Annotated in this window: 18 protein-coding genes; 15 read left to right on the plus strand and 3 right to left on the minus strand. The window is 59.8% G+C overall.

The window, feature by feature from the left end:
• The 15 genes from ccoO (ACZYSM_RS09825) to ACZYSM_RS09895 all read left to right on the plus strand — a co-directional run bounded on the left by ccoO (ACZYSM_RS09825) (window position 1) and on the right by ACZYSM_RS09895 (window position 14,596).
• Window positions 1–609 carry a cytochrome-c oxidase, cbb3-type subunit II gene (gene ccoO / locus ACZYSM_RS09825; RefSeq protein WP_489071182.1) on the plus strand — a complete coding sequence of 203 codons (609 nt, stop codon included), beginning with the start codon at window positions 1–3 and terminating at the stop codon, window positions 607–609.
• Between the two features lie 3 nt (window positions 610–612).
• Window positions 613–843, plus strand: coding sequence for a cbb3-type cytochrome oxidase subunit 3 (locus tag ACZYSM_RS09830; protein ID WP_489071184.1), 231 nt, complete (start codon window positions 613–615; stop codon window positions 841–843).
• The gene (gene ccoP / locus ACZYSM_RS09835; protein ID WP_489071186.1) at window positions 840–1,790 is read left to right on the plus strand and encodes a cytochrome-c oxidase, cbb3-type subunit III; all 951 of its coding nucleotides are present in this window, start codon (window positions 840–842) and stop codon (window positions 1,788–1,790) included. Before ACZYSM_RS09830 ends, ccoP (ACZYSM_RS09835) begins: the two co-directional genes overlap by 4 nt.
• A gap of 483 nt (window positions 1,791–2,273) precedes the next feature.
• Window positions 2,274–3,716, plus strand: coding sequence for a cytochrome-c oxidase, cbb3-type subunit I (ccoN, locus tag ACZYSM_RS09840; RefSeq protein ID WP_489071188.1), 1,443 nt, complete (start codon window positions 2,274–2,276; stop codon window positions 3,714–3,716).
• The gene (ccoO, locus tag ACZYSM_RS09845; protein ID WP_054593209.1) at window positions 3,716–4,324 is read left to right on the plus strand and encodes a cytochrome-c oxidase, cbb3-type subunit II; all 609 of its coding nucleotides are present in this window, start codon (window positions 3,716–3,718) and stop codon (window positions 4,322–4,324) included. Before ccoN ends, ccoO (ACZYSM_RS09845) begins: the two co-directional genes overlap by 1 nt.
• A gap of 5 nt (window positions 4,325–4,329) precedes the next feature.
• Window positions 4,330–4,515: a CcoQ/FixQ family Cbb3-type cytochrome c oxidase assembly chaperone gene (locus ACZYSM_RS09850; RefSeq protein ID WP_003175465.1), complete on the plus strand. Its 186-nt coding sequence runs from the start codon at window positions 4,330–4,332 to the stop codon at window positions 4,513–4,515.
• Window positions 4,512–5,489, plus strand: coding sequence for a cytochrome-c oxidase, cbb3-type subunit III (gene ccoP / locus ACZYSM_RS09855; RefSeq protein WP_489071191.1), 978 nt, complete (start codon window positions 4,512–4,514; stop codon window positions 5,487–5,489). The genes ACZYSM_RS09850 and ccoP (ACZYSM_RS09855) overlap by 4 nt, the downstream gene beginning before the upstream one ends.
• Before the next feature lie 524 nt (window positions 5,490–6,013).
• A complete protein-coding gene (gene ccoG / locus ACZYSM_RS09860; RefSeq protein ID WP_489071193.1) occupies window positions 6,014–7,429 on the plus strand; it encodes a cytochrome c oxidase accessory protein CcoG in 1,416 nt (471 codons plus the stop codon).
• Window positions 7,430–7,440: 11 nt separating this feature from the next.
• Entirely contained in the window at window positions 7,441–7,980 is a 540-nt protein-coding gene (locus ACZYSM_RS09865) for a FixH family protein (RefSeq protein WP_489071195.1), read from the plus strand.
• Window positions 7,981–8,119: 139 nt separating this feature from the next.
• The gene (locus tag ACZYSM_RS09870) at window positions 8,120–10,570 is read left to right on the plus strand and encodes a heavy metal translocating P-type ATPase (RefSeq protein WP_489071197.1); all 2,451 of its coding nucleotides are present in this window, start codon (window positions 8,120–8,122) and stop codon (window positions 10,568–10,570) included.
• A 24-nt stretch (window positions 10,571–10,594) separates the two neighbouring features.
• Entirely contained in the window at window positions 10,595–10,828 is a 234-nt protein-coding gene (ccoS, locus tag ACZYSM_RS09875; RefSeq protein WP_489071199.1) for a cbb3-type cytochrome oxidase assembly protein CcoS, read from the plus strand.
• Entirely contained in the window at window positions 10,821–11,504 is a 684-nt protein-coding gene (locus ACZYSM_RS09880) for a sulfite exporter TauE/SafE family protein (RefSeq protein ID WP_489071201.1), read from the plus strand. Before ccoS ends, ACZYSM_RS09880 begins: the two co-directional genes overlap by 8 nt.
• A gap of 199 nt (window positions 11,505–11,703) precedes the next feature.
• Window positions 11,704–13,086 carry an oxygen-independent coproporphyrinogen III oxidase gene (hemN, locus tag ACZYSM_RS09885; RefSeq protein WP_489071203.1) on the plus strand — a complete coding sequence of 461 codons (1,383 nt, stop codon included), beginning with the start codon at window positions 11,704–11,706 and terminating at the stop codon, window positions 13,084–13,086.
• A 139-nt stretch (window positions 13,087–13,225) separates the two neighbouring features.
• Window positions 13,226–13,960, plus strand: a complete 735-nt coding sequence (gene fnrA, locus ACZYSM_RS09890) for a Crp/Fnr family transcriptional regulator FnrA (protein ID WP_489071205.1) — start codon at window positions 13,226–13,228, stop codon at window positions 13,958–13,960.
• An 87-nt stretch (window positions 13,961–14,047) separates the two neighbouring features.
• Window positions 14,048–14,596 carry an adenine phosphoribosyltransferase gene (locus tag ACZYSM_RS09895; RefSeq protein WP_489071207.1) on the plus strand — a complete coding sequence of 183 codons (549 nt, stop codon included), beginning with the start codon at window positions 14,048–14,050 and terminating at the stop codon, window positions 14,594–14,596.
• 121 nt (window positions 14,597–14,717) lie between these two features.
• Here ACZYSM_RS09895 and ACZYSM_RS09900 read toward each other — a convergent pair whose 3' ends face one another.
• From ACZYSM_RS09900 to ACZYSM_RS09910, 3 genes are all read right to left on the minus strand, one after another.
• A complete protein-coding gene (locus ACZYSM_RS09900) occupies window positions 14,718–15,866 on the minus strand; it encodes an acyl-CoA dehydrogenase family protein (RefSeq protein ID WP_489071209.1) in 1,149 nt (382 codons plus the stop codon).
• Between the two features lie 198 nt (window positions 15,867–16,064).
• Window positions 16,065–16,667 carry a recombination mediator RecR gene (gene recR / locus ACZYSM_RS09905; RefSeq protein WP_489071211.1) on the minus strand — a complete coding sequence of 201 codons (603 nt, stop codon included), beginning with the start codon at window positions 16,665–16,667 and terminating at the stop codon, window positions 16,065–16,067.
• Between the two features lie 154 nt (window positions 16,668–16,821).
• Window positions 16,822–17,160, minus strand: a complete 339-nt coding sequence (locus ACZYSM_RS09910; RefSeq protein ID WP_489071213.1) for a YbaB/EbfC family nucleoid-associated protein — start codon at window positions 17,158–17,160, stop codon at window positions 16,822–16,824.
• Window positions 17,161–17,169 lie beyond the last annotated feature (9 nt).

Raw genomic sequence — 17,169 nt, forward strand, 5'->3', positions numbered from 1 at the left:
ATGAAACACGAAACAATCGAGAAAAACGTCGGCCTGTTGCTGCTGTTGATGGTCCTGGCCGTCAGCGTCGGCGGTCTGACTCAGATCGTCCCGTTGTTCTTTCAGGACGTGACCAACAAACCGGTCGAAGGCATGAAGCCCTACACCGCTCTGCAACTGGAAGGCCGCGACATCTATATCCGCGAAGGCTGCGTCCAGTGCCACTCGCAGATGATCCGCCCGTTCCGCGCCGAAACCGAGCGCTACGGTCACTATTCGGTGGCTGGGGAAAGCGTTTGGGACCACCCGTTCCTCTGGGGCTCCAAGCGCACCGGTCCGGACCTGGCCCGGGTCGGCGGCCGTTACTCCGAAGACTGGCACCGCGCGCACTTGTACAACCCGCGCAACGTAGTGCCTGAATCGAAGATGCCCGCCTACCCCTGGCTGGTGGCCAATCAGCTCGACAGTAGCCACACCGAAACCAAACTGCGAGTGATGCGCACCCTCGGCGTCCCGTACACCGACGCCGACATTGCCGGTGCCACCGAGACGCTCAAGGGCAAGACCGAAATGGACGCACTGGTCGCCTACCTGCAAGTGCTTGGCACTGCGATCAAGAGCAAGAGGTGAGCCATGGGTTTTGAACTCGATAGTGGAATGATCCGCGGCCTGGGCACGGTGGTGGTGATGATCGCCTTCATCGGCCTGGCGCTGTGGGTATTCAACGCCAAGCGCAATCCCGAGTTCGCTCAGGCGCGCCTGCTGCCGTTTGCCGACGAACCGTTGCCCGGTGCGCAAGCCCCCGGCCTTCAACCTGATGACGCTCAATCCGAAGAGCATGCGACAAGGAGCATTCGGCCATGACCACTTTCTGGAGTACGTACATCTGCGTGCTGACCATTGGCAGCCTGATCGGGCTGACCTGGCTGTTGATCGGAACGCGCAAGGGCGAAACCAAGGGCAGCGTCGACCAGACCATGGGCCACAGCTTCGACGGCATTGAGGAGTACGACAATCCGTTGCCGCAATGGTGGTTCATGCTGTTCGCCGGCACTCTGGTGTTTGCCGTGGGTTACTTAATCCTCTACCCGGGCCTGGGCAACTGGAAAGGCATCCTGCCCGGCTATGAAAACGGCTGGACCGGCGTACATGAGTGGGAAAAGGAAATGGACAAGGCAGACGCCAAGTTCGGTCCGATCTTCGCCAAGTTCGCCGCCATGCCCCTGGAAGACGTCGCCAAAGACCCCCAAGCACTGAAAATGGGTGGTCGTCTGTTTGCCTCCAATTGCGCGGTTTGCCACGGCTCGGATGCCAAGGGTGCGTTCGGCTTCCCCAACCTCGCTGACAGCATCTGGCGCTGGGGCGGCAACCCCGACACGATCAAGGCCACCATCATGGGCGGACGCATTGCGGCCATGCCAGCCTGGGGCGAAATCCTCGGCGAGGACGGCGTGAAGAATGTCGCCGCTTATGTACGTCATGACTTGGCCGGTCTACCGTTGCCTGCCGAGAGCACTGCCGACCTGCAAGCCGGACAACAAGTGTTCAGCACCACCTGTGTCGCGTGCCATGGACCCGCCGGGCACGGCACCGAGGCAATGGGCGCGCCGAACCTGACGCAACCAGCCGGTTTTATCTATGGCACCAGCCTGGCGCAGCTGCAACAGACCATTCGCCATGGTCGCCAAGGCCATATGCCGGCGCAGACCGAGTTGCTCGGCAATGACAAAGTGCAACTGCTGGCCGCCTATGTCTTCAGCCTGTCCCACAGCACTGATGAAAAGGGGCCCACTGGAAGCAAAAGCGAATAGCCGGTAACCGTTTCGCTGTCGCATTCGCTCAGGATGCGGCAGTTCCCTGCCTCTACGCGACCAAGTGTCGCACCCTCCAATGGTCCGCCTTTCCACTCTCAGGATTCGGGTCTAAGCTTGCCCGTTAGTGGACTGGCACCAGCCGGTCGCAGGCCAACTGTAACCGATGCGTTCAACGATTCTGCTCGATGACAGGCTGCAAAGGCTGGTTTATACCGGCTGTCGTGCAAGTTACCGCCTGTCACCTGATCTCCTCGTTTCAACACACCTAGTTACAACTAACCTGTACCCCTCGCCTTTTTCATCCACTGCGACATTTTGTCCGTGGGCATTTTTGTCCCTACTCAGCGCATGGAAAGGCCGCAGAATCAGCTTCGGGAAGCATTGACCCAGGTCATGGCGCGTTGCAATGACACCCTGTTTTCTCCATACTTGCGACCGATTTTTACTCCTAATAAAACACCCAAACCGTGGAACCTTAGAATGAGCACAGCAATCAGTCCGACTGCTTATAACTATAAGGTAGTCCGCCAGTTCGCCATCATGACGGTGGTCTGGGGGATCCTTGGCATGGGGCTCGGTGTCTTTATCGCCTCACAGCTCGTATGGCCAGAACTTAACTTTGGCCTGCCGTGGACGACTTTTGGACGCCTACGCCCGTTGCACACCAACCTGGTGATTTTCGCCTTCGGTGGTTGTGCACTGTTTGCCACTTCTTATTACGTCGTGCAGCGAACCTGCCAAACGCGACTGATTTCCGACAGCATGGCGGCCTTCCACTTCTGGGGATGGCAGGCTGTAATCGTCGGCGCGATCGTTACCTTGCCGCTGGGTTACACCACCACCAAGGAATACGCGGAACTGGAATGGCCTCTGGCTATCCTGCTGGCTATCGTCTGGGTCACCTACGGTGCGGTGTTCTTCGGAACCATCGTCAAGCGCAAGACCAAGCACATCTATGTCGGTAACTGGTTCTATGGTGCCTTCATCGTCGTGACGGCCATGCTGCACATCGTCAACCACGCTTCCCTGCCGGTCTCTCTCTTCAAGTCCTACTCGGCCTACGCCGGTGCGACTGACGCGATGATCCAGTGGTGGTACGGCCACAACGCGGTGGGTTTCTTCCTGACCACGGGCTTTCTGGGGATGATGTACTACTTCGTTCCGAAGCAGGCCGAGCGCCCGATCTACTCCTATCGTCTGTCGATCGTGCACTTCTGGGCACTGATCACCCTGTACATCTGGGCAGGTCCGCACCACTTGCACTACACCGCTCTGCCGGATTGGGCTCAGTCCCTGGGCATGGCAATGTCGATCATCCTGCTGGCTCCAAGCTGGGGCGGCATGATCAACGGCATGATGACCCTGTCGGGCGCCTGGCATAAGCTGCGCACCGACCCGATCCTGCGCTTCCTGGTCGTCTCCCTGGCGTTCTACGGCATGTCGACCTTCGAAGGCCCGATGATGGCCATCAAGACCGTCAACTCGCTGTCTCACTACACCGACTGGACCATCGGCCACGTACACGCCGGTGCTTTGGGTTGGGTTGCGATGATCTCGATCGGTGCGCTGTATCACATGATCCCGAAAATCTTCGGTCGTCCGCAGATGCACAGCATCGGCCTGATCAACACCCACTTCTGGCTTGCGACCATCGGTACCGTGCTCTACATCGCTTCGATGTGGGTCAACGGCATCACCCAGGGTCTGATGTGGCGTGCAATCAACGATGACGGCACCCTCACCTACTCCTTCGTCGAAGCGCTGCAAGCCAGCCACCCTGGTTTCATCGTTCGTGCCCTGGGCGGTGCGTTCTTTGCCAGCGGCATGCTGTTCATGGCGTACAACGTGTTCCGTACCGTACGCGCCTCGAACCCGGCTGAAGCTGAAGCCGCCGCTCAGATTGCTGTAGTTGGAGCTCACTGATGAAGCATGAAGCAGTCGAGAAGAATATTGGCCTGCTGGCCTTCTTCATGGTCATCGCCGTCAGCATCGGCGGCCTGACCCAGATCGTCCCCTTGTTTTTTCAGGACGTGACCAACAAGCCGGTTGAAGGCATGAAGCCGCGCCCGGCGCTGGAACTTGAAGGCCGTGACATTTTCATCGCCAACGGTTGTGTCGGCTGCCACTCGCAGATGATCCGTCCGTTCCGTGCAGAAACCGAACGTTACGGCCACTACTCGGTAGCCGGTGAAAGCGTCTGGGACCACCCGTTCCTGTGGGGTTCCAAGCGTACCGGTCCGGACCTGGCCCGCGTCGGCGGTCGTTACTCCGATGACTGGCAGCGTGCGCACTTGTACAACCCGCGCAACGTAGTGCCTGAGTCGAAAATGCCGGCCTACCCGTTCCTCGTGGAAAACAAGCTCGACGGCAAAGACACCGCGAAGAAAATGGAAGTCTTGCGCACGCTCGGCGTCCCTTACACCGACGAAGATATCGCCGGCGCCAAGGATGCTGTGAAGGGCAAAACCGAAATGGACGCGCTGGTGGCCTATCTGCAAGGCCTGGGCACCATCATCAAAAGCAAACGGTGATTTAGATGGATATCGGGATGATTCGTGGCCTGGGCACCGTTGTCGTGATGGTGGCCTTTATCGGTCTGGCGCTGTGGGTGTTCAGCCCCAAGCGCAAGTCCGAGTTTGAAGACGCGACCTTGCTGCCTTTCGCGGATGATCCCGAAGCCATCAAGCACGTCGAGCAAGCTTCTAGGAGTAACAAAGAATGACTACGTTCTGGAGTCTGTACGTCACAGTCCTCAGTCTGGGTACCATCTTCGCCCTGACCTGGCTGCTGCTGTCGACCCGTAAGGGCCAGCGCGCCGAACAGACGGATGAGACGGTTGGCCACGCCTTCGACGGGATCGAGGAGTACGACAACCCACTGCCGAAATGGTGGTTCATGCTATTCGTCGGCACCATCATCTTCGCCTTGGGTTACCTGGTGCTGTACCCAGGCCTGGGTAACTGGAAAGGCCTGCTGCCAGGCTACAGCTACCTCGACAACGATAAGCAGACTGCATTCGCCAACGGCCAGACCGGCTGGACTGGCGTGCACGAATGGGAAAAGGAAATGGCTAAATCGGACGCCAAATTCGGTCCGATCTTCGCCAAGTTCGCTGCCATGCCGATCGAAGAAGTCGCCAAGGATCCGCAAGCCTTGAAGATGGGTGGCCGTCTGTTCGCCTCCAACTGCTCGGTCTGCCATGGTTCCGACGCCAAAGGTGCTTATGGCTTCCCTAACCTGACCGACGAAGACTGGCGCTGGGGCGGCGAGCCACAAACCATCAAGACCACGATCATGGGTGGCCGTCACGCGGTCATGCCAGCATGGGGCGAAGTGATTGGCGAGCAAGGCGTCAGCGACGTTGCTGCTTTCGTCCTGACCAACCTTGATGGCCGCAAACTGCCAGAAGGCGCAAAAGCTGATCCGGTTGCCGGTCAGAAGCTCTTCGCGACCAACTGCGTGGCTTGCCACGGTCCGGAAGGCAAAGGTACTCCAGCGATGGGCGCACCTAACCTGACTCACCCAGCGGCGTTCATCTACGGTTCGAGCTTCGCTCAACTGCAGCAGACCATCCGCTATGGCCGTCAGGGCCAGATGCCTGCCCAAGAGCAGCTGCAAGGGAACGACAAGGTTCACCTGCTGGCCGCTTACGTTTACAGCCTGTCCCACGGTGACAAGGCTGCTGACGCCAAGTAAGGCAAACGCTTGATCGCTACACAAACGGCCCCGCCAATGAAAATTGACGGGGCCGTTTTGTTTTGGGCCGATGGAGGCCCACCTTGCCTGGCACGCGGTGATTCCCCTCCCACGTAGCAGCTGCCGAGCCCGCGAGGCTGCGTTCGGCTGCGCAGCAGTCGTAGAGTCCGCCCCCTCACCTGGCTTTACGACTGCTGCGCAGCCGAACGTAGCCTCGCACTACTCGTCAACTGCTACGGGTCGAACGCAGCCTCGCGGGCTCGGCAGCTGCGGGAGGCTTCCTCCCAAGGCGAATACAGGATTGAACGCTCTTGCCCGCAAAACCGTCCATACTTCACAAGTCAATTGATTCAAATCACGACTTGTTACATTTGCTACACCATCTCTGGATTTCTCCCAACGCGACCAAAGGTCGCACCCTTGATCTAGAGCTACAGGCGTATCATTGCGCCACTGCAACACACTTTTGACCGCGGTCGGCATGCACTGACCGAGGCATTTTTCCACTGCCGTGGGATGCAATAATGAGCAATCAGATTCCGGTACACGACGTCACCCCGCCTGCCAAAAATTCGAACAACAGCGTCGACCTCTACGCCTCTCGAGAAAAAATCTACACGCGCGCCTTCACGGGCCTGTTCCGTAACCTGCGGATGATGGGCGGTGCCGCGCTGTTTCTGCTGTATTTCGGTACGGTCTGGCTCAACTGGGGGGGCCATCAGGCCGTCTGGTGGAACCTGCCAGAGCGCAAATTCTTCATCTTCGGCGCGACCTTCTGGCCGCAGGATTTCATTCTTCTTTCGGGCCTGCTGATCATCAGTGCCTTTGGCCTGTTCTTCATCACGGTGTATGCCGGACGTGTCTGGTGCGGTTATACCTGCCCACAGAGCGTCTGGACCTGGATTTACATGTGGTGCGAGAAGGTCACCGAAGGCGACCGCAACCAGCGCATCAAGCTCGACAAGGCGCCGATGAGTGCCAACAAGTTCCTGCGCAAGCTCAGCAAACACAGCCTCTGGCTGCTGATCGGCTTCGTCACCGGCATGACCTTTGTCGGTTACTTCTCGCCGATCCGTGAGCTGACCATCGACTTCTTCACCGGCCAGGCCGATGGCTGGTCGTATTTCTGGGTCGGTTTCTTCACCCTTGCCACTTACGGCAACGCCGGCTGGCTGCGCGAGCAGGTGTGCATCTACATGTGCCCGTATGCGCGCTTCCAGAGTGTGATGTTCGACAAAGACACGTTGATCGTGTCTTACGACCCGCGTCGCGGTGAAAGTCGCGGCCCGCGCAAAAAAGACGCCGACTACAAGGCAATGGGTCTGGGCGACTGCATCGACTGCACCATGTGCGTTCAGGTCTGCCCGACCGGCATCGACATTCGCGACGGCCTGCAGATCGAATGCATCGGCTGCGCCGCGTGTATCGACGCCTGTGACAGCATCATGGACAAGATGAACTACCCTCGCGGGCTGATCAGCTACACCACCGAGCACAACCTTTCCGGGCAAAAAACCAATAAACTGCGCCCGCGCCTGATCGGCTATGCGCTGGTATTGCTGGTAATGATCAGCCTGCTGGTGACCGCGTTCTTCATGCGCTCGCTGGTCGGTTTCGACGTCAGCAAGGACCGCGTGCTCTATCGCGAGAACGCCGAGGGGCGGATCGAAAACGTCTACAGCCTGAAAGTCATGAACAAAGACCAGCGCGACCACACTTATCTGCTGGAAGCCTCTGGCCTGCCGGACCTCAAGCTGCAAGGCAAGCGCGAGATCAAGGTCAGCGCCGGCGAGATTTTCAGCATGCCGGTCGAGTTGTCGAGTGCACCGGAACAACTGCCATCGAGTACCAACGAGGTGAAATTCACCCTCCAGGATGCCGATGACGCGAATGTACACGTTGAAGCCAAGAGCCGATTCATCGGCCCACAAATTCGTTGAGAGAAGTCACCATGCCCGCAGCAAACGCCGCAAGCCCTTGGTACAAGCACCTTTGGCCGTGGATCATCATCGGTATTCTGGCCTGTTCGGTCACCTTGACCTTGTCCATGGTGACCATCGCGGTGAACAACCCGGACAACCTGGTCAACGACAACTACTACGAGGCTGGTAAAGGCATCAACCGCTCGCTGGACCGTGAGCTGCTGGCCCAGACCCTGCTACTGCGCGCCAGTGTGCATCTGGATGAACTGACCGGCGAAGTCGACCTGCGCCTGACCGGCAACAGCCAGCCAAAAACCCTGGAGCTGAACCTGATCTCACCGACCCAGCCAGAGAAGGATCGCAAGATCACCCTGGCTCGCAGCGAAACCGAACAGGGCCGCTATATTGGCCAGTTGACCGACAAAATCGAAGGCCGGCGCTTCGTTGAACTGCTCGGTGTGCAGGACGACAAGACCTGGCGTATGTTCGAGGAAGAGCAAATCAGCCACGACAAAGACCTGCTGCTCGGTGATGAACCGCTCCAAGGTGCGGAAGACCTGAAGAAATAAGCTGATATCAAGACCCTGCGCTTCGCGCATCGCGAGCAAGCTCGCTCCTACAGAGGTACGCGATCAACTGTAGGAGCGAGCTTGCTCGCGATGACGTCCTATCAGACGACATAGATTCCGCGGTACTTGTGAACGCCCCATGACCACTCCAACCCCCTGCTACCACTGCGCCCTGCCCGTTCCTGCCGGCAGCCGGTTTACCGCCGTCGTTCTCGGCGAAACCCGCGAGCTTTGCTGCCCAGGCTGTCAGGCTGTGGCCGAGGCGATTGTCGCCGGTGGTCTGGAAAGCTATTACAGCCACCGCAGTGAAGCCTCAGCCAACCCCGAAGCCCTGCCGGTGCAATTGGTAGACGAGCTCGCGCTGTACGATCGCGCCGATGTGCAGGAGCCTTTTGTCCGCCACGAAGGCGATCTGGCCGAAACCACCCTACTGATGGAAGGCATCAGCTGCGCCGCATGCGGCTGGTTGATCGAGAAACACCTGCGCAGCCTGCCGGCGGTGGCCGAAGCGCGGCTGAACCTGTCCAACCATCGGTTGCACGTGCGCTGGGCTGATAGCCAGTTGCCGCTGAGCAAGGTGCTCAGCGAACTGCGGCACATCGGTTATGTCGCGCATCCGTATCAGGCCGACCGTGCTGCCGAACAACTGGCCAGCGAAAACCGTCTGGCCTTGCGACAGCTGGGCGTCGCTGGCCTGCTGTGGTTTCAGGCGATGATGGCGACCATGGCCACCTGGCCGGAATTCAATATCGACCTGAGCCCCGAGTTGCACACCATTCTGCGCTGGGTCGCACTGTTCCTCACCACACCCATCGTCTTCTACAGCTGCGCGCCATTCTTCAAAGGCGCCATGCGCGACTTGCGCACCCGCCACCTGACCATGGACGTCTCGGTGTCGCTGGCGATTGGCAGCGCATACATCGCCGGCATCTGGACCTCGATCACCGGCGTCGGCGAGCTGTATTTCGATGCGGTCGGGATGTTTGCACTGTTCCTGCTGGCCGGTCGTTATCTGGAACGCCGCGCCCGGGAGCGCACCGCCGCTGCCACCGCGCAGCTGGTCAATTTACTGCCTGCCTCTTGTCTGCGCATGAGCGATGACGGTCAGAGCGAGCGCATTCTGCTTAGCGAGTTGCGCCTGGGTGACCGGGTGCTGGTGCATCCCGGCGCCATCCTACCGGCCGACGGCAAGATCCTCGACGGCCAGTCGAGCATCGATGAATCGCTGCTGACCGGCGAGTACTTGCCGCAACCGCGGACCTTGGGCGATGCGATCACCGCCGGCACCCTGAACGTCGAAGGCGCGTTGACCGTAGAAGTACTGGCGCTGGGCCAGAACACCCGGCTGTCAGCCATCGTCCGCCTGCTGGAGCGTGCCCAGGCCGAAAAACCCCGTCTGGCGGAAATCGCCGACCGCGCCGCGCAATGGTTCCTGCTGCTTTCACTGATCGCCGCCGCCGCCATTGGCCTGCTGTGGTGGGAACTGGATTCATCCCGGGCATTCTGGATCGTCCTGGCGATGCTGGTCGCCACTTGCCCTTGCGCCTTGTCCCTGGCCACACCGACCGCCCTGACTGCCGCCACGGGAACCCTGCACAAACTCGGCCTGCTGCTAACCCGTGGTCATGTGCTCGAAGGTCTGAACCAGATCGACACGGTAATTTTCGACAAGACCGGCACCCTCACCGAAGGTCGTCTGGCGCTGCGCTCGATACGAGCGCTCGGCGCGCTGGACAGTGATCAGTGCCTTGGCCTCGCTGCAGCTCTGGAAAACCGTTCCGAACATCCGATTGCCCGCGCCTTTGGCCGAGCACCCATGGCCGCCGAAGAAGTCCTCAGTACGCCGGGACTCGGCCTTGAAGGTCGGGTGGGTGAGCAGCGCCTGCGTATTGGCCAACCGGCATTTGTGTGTGAGCTCAGCGGCTGCCCTGTGCCAGCGATGCCCGATGAGCCCGGTCAATGGTTACTGCTCGGCGATAGCCAGGGCGCATTGGCCTGGTTTGTTCTCGATGACCGCTTGCGGACCGATGCCCCCGCCCTGCTTGCCGCGTGCAAGGCCCGTGGCTGGCGCACACTGCTGCTGTCCGGTGATAGCTCGCCGATGGTTGCCAGCGTCGCCGCCGAGCTTGGCATTGACGAGGCCCGTGGCGGTCTGCGTCCCGATGACAAGCTGCAGGTGCTGCAACAACTGCACAAAGAAGGTCGCAAGGTGCTGATGCTCGGCGACGGGGTCAACGACGTGCCGGTGCTGGCCGCCGCCGATATCAGCGTGGCCATGGGCTCGGCCACCGACTTGGCGAAAACCAGCGCCGATGCGGTGCTGCTGTCCAACCGCCTCGACGCACTGGTGCAAGCCTTCAGCCTGGCTCGACGCACGCGCCGGGTAATCATCGAGAACCTGCTGTGGGCCGGGCTGTACAATGGCCTCATGTTGCCGTTCGCCGCCCTCGGCTGGATCACGCCGATCTGGGCTGCGATCGGCATGTCCCTCAGCTCGTTGACCGTGGTGCTGAACGCTTTGCGCTTGACTCGCATGCCGAGCACGCCTGCTGCCAGCGCCACACCAGAAACCCGCCCGCTGCCGGCCTGAGCCGCGCGGGCATGGAGTCTACCCATGCCAGCTCTTTACGTGATGATCCCGGCCGCGCTGCTGATCGTGGCCATCGCTATCTACATCTTCTTCTGGGCGGTCGACAGCGGTCAGTACGACGACCTTGACGGCCCGGCCCACAGCATTCTGTTCGACGACCTGGACCCAAACCACCAGGCCGCCGTCGACGAGGCCAGCGGCCACCCGCCTGCCGCCGACGCATGCCAATCGAAAGACAAGGCCCCTCCCCATGCTTGAGCTGGCCCCGCTGCTGGTTTCCGCAGTGATTCTCGGCTTGCTCGGTGGCGGTCATTGTCTGGGCATGTGCGGTGGCCTCATGGGCGCGTTAACCCTGGCGATTCCCAAGGAGCAACGCAGCCGACGCTTTCGTCTGCTGCTGGCTTACAACCTGGGACGGATTCTCAGCTATGGGACGGCCGGACTGCTGATCGGTCTTGCGGGTTGGGCAGTAGCCAACAGCCCGGCAGCGATGTTCATGCGGGTCATTGCCGGATTGCTGCTGATCGCCATGGGCCTGTACCTGGCCGGATGGTGGAGCGGCCTGACCCGCATCGAAAGCCTCGGACGCGGCCTCTGGAAGCATATCCAGCCTGTCGCTAACCGTTTGCTGCCAGTGTCGAGCCTGCCCCGTGCATTGTTGCTGGGCGCGCTCTGGGGCTGGCTGCCGTGTGGTTTGGTCTACAGCACGCTGCTTTGGTCTGCCAGCCAGGGCAATGCCCTCGACAGCGCACTGCTAATGCTCGCCTTCGGCCTCGGCACCTGGCCGGTGCTGCTCGCCACCGGCCTTGCCGCCGAAAGGGTCACCGCCCTGCTACGCAAACGCAGCGTGCGCATGACCGGCGGATTGTTGGTGATGCTGTTTGGCATCTGGACCCTGCCAGGGCCGCATCAGCATTGGTTGATGGGGCATTAAATCGGCGGCGCGCCTATCGCGAGCAGGCTCGCTCCCACAGAGGATCTGTGAACACCGCAAATCCAATGTGGGAGCGAGCCTGCTCGCGAAGAGACCCGCACTGGCAACACAGACCGACCGTTGATGCAAATCAAGATGCCTCAACGCCGCACCCCCTAGACTCGCGGACACTGCCAGCCTATCTCGGGGGAATGCCCGCATGCTCGACGCCATTCGTTGGGACTCAGATCTGATCCGCCGCTATGACCTGGCGGGACCGCGCTACACCTCGTATCCGACCGCGGTGCAGTTCAACAACCAGGTCGGCTCCTTCGACCTGCTCCACGCCCTGCGCGACAGCCGCAAGGCACTGCGACCGTTGTCGTTGTATGTGCATGTACCGTTCTGCGCAAATATTTGCTACTTCTGCGCGTGCAACAAGGTCATCACCAAGGACCGTGGCCGCGCCTTGCCCTATTTGCAGCGCCTGGAGCAGGAGATCCAGTTGATCGCCTGCCACCTGGACCCGAACCAGAAGGTCGAGCAACTGCACTTCGGCGGCGGCACTCCGACCTTTCTCAGCCATGACGAACTGCGCCAGCTGATGGCTCAGCTGCGCAAGCATTTCAATCTGCTGGACGATGACTCTGGCGACTACGGCATCGAAATCGACCCTCGCGAAGCGGACTGGTCGACGATGGGCCTACTCCGCGAACTGGGCTTCAACCGCGTCAGCATCGGCTTGCAGGACCTCGACCCGACGGTCCAGCGGGCGGTCAACCGCCCGCAAAGTCTGGAAGAAACCCGCGCAGTGATCGACGCCGCACGCACCTTGCAGTTTCGCTCGATCAACATCGATTTGATCTACGGTTTGCCGAAGCAGACGCCAGACAACTTCGCTCGCACCGTGGACGAAGTCATTAGCCTGCAACCGGACCGGCTCTCGGTGTTCAACTACGCGCATTTGCCTGAGCGCTTCATGCCGCAACGGCGGATCAACAGCAACGACCTGCCGGCGCCCGCTGAAAAGCTGGAAATACTCCAGCGTACGACCGAACAACTGAGCGTAGCGGGTTATCGGTATATCGGCATGGATCACTTCGCTCTGCCCGACGACGAGCTGGCGATTGCCCAGGAAGAGTCGACCTTGCAGCGCAACTTTCAGGGTTACACCACCCATGGTCATTGCGATCTGATCGGCCTCGGTGTGTCGGCCATCAGCCAGATCGGTGATCTGTACTGCCAGAACAGCAGTGATCTGAACCACTACCAGAACGCCTTGGGTGGCACGCAGTTGGCTACCAGCCGCGGCCTGGTGTGCAATCAGGACGACCGTCTGCGCCGGGAAGTGATTCAACAGTTGATGTGTAACTTCAGCCTGGAATTCGCCGTGATCGAACAAGCCTTCAACATCGATTTTCGCGGTTACTTCGTCGATCTCTGGCCACAGTTACAAGCCATGGCCGAGGATGGCCTGATCGAACTCGATAATCAGAAAATCAGTGTATTGCCGGCCGGACGGCTGCTGGTGCGCTCAGTGTGCATGGTTTTCGATGCGTATCTGGAACAGCAGAATAGCCAACGTTTTTCGCGGGTTATCTAGCGCGACATTACCCACGTGGTTATTGGTCAATGATTCGACAGCGTTATGACAACGCGCCATCCCCGTGCGAGCTGGTCTGATCGTCCTCCAGTGAGTTACCCTTACATCTTATGTGTGTTTTCCCACAAGGATTTAAGAAATGTCCGAGCCAGTTAAGCTGCGCGCTCATAACCAGGCCCATTGCAAGGATTGCAGCCTGGCCCCCCTCTGCCTGCCACTTTCTCTGAATATGGAAGACATGGATGCGCTGGATGAGATCGTCAAACGTGGTCGCCCGTTAAAAAAGGGTGAATTCCTGTTTCGCCAGGGCGATACGTTTGCATCCGTCTATGCAGTACGCTCCGGCGCCTTGAAAACCTTCAGCCTGAGCGACGGCGGCGAGGAGCAGCTCACTGGCTTCCACCTGCCCAGCGAACTGGTCGGGCTATCAGGCATGGACACCGAAGCCTACCCGGTCTCGGCGCAAGCGCTGGAAACCACCTCGGTCTGCGAAATCCCCTTCGAACGCCTCGACGAACTGGCCGTGCAACTGCCACAACTACGCCGCCAATTGATGCGCGTGATGAGCCGCGAGATTCGTGACGATCAGCAAATGATGCTGCTGCTCTCAAAGAAAACCGCCGACGAGCGCATCGCCACCTTCCTGGTCAACCTGTCGGCGCGTTTCCGCGCGCGTGGGTTCTCAGCCAATCAGTTCCGTTTGAGCATGTCGCGCAACGAAATCGGTAACTACCTGGGTCTGGCGGTGGAAACCGTGTCCCGGGTGTTCACTCGTTTCCAGCAAAACGAGTTGATCGCCGCCGAAGGTAAGGAAGTGCACATTCTCGATCCGATCCAGCTCTGCGCCCTGGCCGGTGGTTCGCTGGAAGGCTGATCCTGCCACCTTGCGGCCGAGCGAACGGGCTCGGTCGCGGCTATACTGCCGAGCTGCCCTTCCCCAGCTCGCCAGGACACTTCGACGATGGTCTTCGACTCCTTCGACATTAAATCCCTGATCCGCCCGGTGATCGACTTCCCCAAGCCTGGGGTGATCTTTCGCGATATCACGCCGCTGTTCCAGTCGCCTAAGGCCTTGCGCCTGGTCGCCGACAGCTTTGCCCATCGTTATGTCGAAGCCGACTTTACGCACATCGGCGCGATGGATGCCCGTGGCTTCCTGATCGGCTCGATCATCGCGTATCAGTTGAACAAACCGCTGATTCTGTTCCGCAAGCAAGGCAAATTGCCGGCCGAAGTACTTAGCGAGGGCTATCAGACTGAATACGGTGAAGCCTTCCTTGAAGTCCACGCCGACAGCCTGTGCGAAGGTGACTCGGTGCTGATGTTCGACGACCTGATCGCCACCGGCGGCACCCTGATTGCTGCGGCCAACCTGGTACGACGCATGGGCGCGCGGATTTTCGAAGCCGCGGCGATTATCGATCTGCCTGAACTGGGCGGCTCTCAGCGCCTGGAAGACATGGGCATACCGACCTTCTGCCTGACGCAGTTTGCGTTGACCGAAAGATAAGTCGGCGTCTTCACCGACGCCATCGCGAGCAGGGTCGCTCCCACATTGGATCTCCGGTATTTACAAAATCCCTGTGGGAGCGAGCCTGCTCGCGATAGCGTCAGCCGCAGCACCGCCTGATTCAAAGCCCCATCTGCTTGCTGATGATTTCGTTCATCACTTCACGGGTGCCGCCGCCGATGGAGAGGATGCGGTTGTCGCGGTACAACCGTTCGACCAGGCTTTCGCGCATGTAACCGAGGCCGCCGAGAATCTGCACCGCGTCGCTGGTAATGCGGTCAGCGGTGTCGGTGGCGAAGTTCTTGGCCATAGAGATCTCCTTGATCACGCTCTGCCCGGCAGCCATTTTCGCTGCCTGGCGGTAAGTGAACTCTCGGGACACCTCCAGCGCCGTGGCCATTTCGGCAAGGCGATGCTTGAGCACCTGGAATTTGCCGATGGGCTTGCCGAAGGCTTCACGCTGCCGGGCCCATTTCAGGCTTTCTTCCAGCGCCAGCTGTGCGGTCATGTTGGCCATCAGCGCCAAAGCCAGACGCTCGCTCTGGAAGTTACCCATGATGCAGGCGAAGCCCATGTTCTCGGCGCCGATCAGATTACCGACAGGGACATGGCAGTCATCGAAAAACAACTCGGCTGTATCGGAGGCCCACCAGCCCATTTTTTTCAACTGGCGGCCGACGGTGAAGCCCGGCGTGCCTTTCTCGATCAGTAACAGGCTGATGCCACCGAAACCGGGCTCGCCGGTACGTACCGCGACGGTATAAAAGTCCGCGCGAATGCCGCTGGTGATAAAGGTTTTGGAACCGCTCACGCGGTAAAAGTCGCCGTCACGCACGGCGCGGGTTTGCAGGTTGGCCACATCTGAACCACCGCTGGGTTCAGTGACCGCCAGAGCGCTGATCTTCTCGCCCGCCAGCACTTGCGGCACCACACGATCGCGAATCTGGGGGCGCCCCCACTTCAGAATTGGCGGCAGGCCGATGTCCAGCGACCCAAGACCTGCGACCAAGCCGCCGGAGCCACAGCGCATCAGCTCTTCGCTGGCGGCGATCTTGGCAAACACATCACCTTCATGGCTGCCACCCAGCGCTTCGGGATAACCGATACCCAGAATCCCCGCTGCTCCTGCCTTGAGGTACAGCTCACGGGGAAAGCTTTCGGCTTCCTCCCAGTGGTCGATGTCCGGAAGAATTTCCCGTTCGACAAAGCGCCGTACGCTGTCGCGGACCATCTGATGGCTAGGGTCGAAGTATTCCTGAAAGGCAGGCATCGGCGAGCTCCACTGAAGGTTCAGCGAACTTACCGAGCGCTTGCTTGGTTTTCAAGAGGTATGTGGGGAACCTGTGGGACCGATGCGCCTGAATCGCGGGCAAGCCTCGCTCCTACAAGAGCAGAGCGCCACATACCCTGTAGGAGCGAGGCTTGCCCGCGATGGCGGTGGGCCTGACACCATCACCTTAACTAATGACTACAAAGCGATCGGTTTACGCCCGGCAAACGAATGCGCCAGAGTACCGCCGTCCACCAGCTCCAGCTCACCGCCCAACGGCACGCCATGGGCGATGCGCGAGGTAATCAGGCCTTTGTTGGCCAGCAACTGCGCGATGTAATGGGCAGTTGCTTCACCTTCAACCGTTGGATTGGTGGCGAGAATGATCTCGGTGAAGCTGCCCTGTTCTTCGATTCGCGCCAGCAATTGCGGAATGCCAATGGCCTCTGGGCCGAGCCCGTCGAGCGGCGACAAATGGCCCTTGAGCACAAAGTAGCGTCCGCGAAAACCGGTCTGCTCCACCGCATACACGTCCATCGGCCCTTCGACCACACACAATATCGTGTCGTCGCGGCGCGGATCGGCGCATTGCGGGCAAAGATCGTCTTCAGTGAGCGTGCGGCACAAACGACAATGCCCGACCCCTTCCATGGCCTGGCTCAAGGCCTGGGCCAACCGCGAACCACCGCTGCGATCACGCTCAAGCAATTGCAGCGCCATACGCTGGGCAGTTTTCTGACCCACTCCCGGCAAAATGCGCAGGGCATCGATTAGTTGGCGAATCAGGGGGCTGAAGCTCATGGGCAAAGGTCCGACAAAACAACGAGACGCGGTTTATACCCGCGCCTCAGTTCACCGTCAAATACTCATCCACTGGTTATGCCACTGCCTACAAACAAAAATGCCAGGCTCAAGGCCTGGCATTTTTGTTGTGCATCCAACTCGCCAAAGCGACTTAGAACGGCAGCTTCATACCCGGTGGCAATTGCATGCCAGCGGTCATTCCGGACATTTTGTCCTGGCTGTTGGCTTCGATCTTGCGCACGGCGTCGTTGACGGCGGCGGCGAACAAGGCCTCCAGCATTTCCTTGTCATCTTCGCTCAGGCCTTCAACGATGCTTGGGTCGATGCTGACGCGTTTAACGTCGTGACGGCCGGTCATGACCACCGTCACCATGTCACCGCCGGACTTGCCGGTGACTTCGGCGTTGGCCAGTTCTTCCTGCATCTTGGCCATTTTTTCCTGCATCTGCTGCGCCTGCTTCATCAGGCCGGCCATGCCACCTTTCATCATGGGAATCAC

The organism is Pseudomonas sp. F220, from assembly GCF_057813935.1.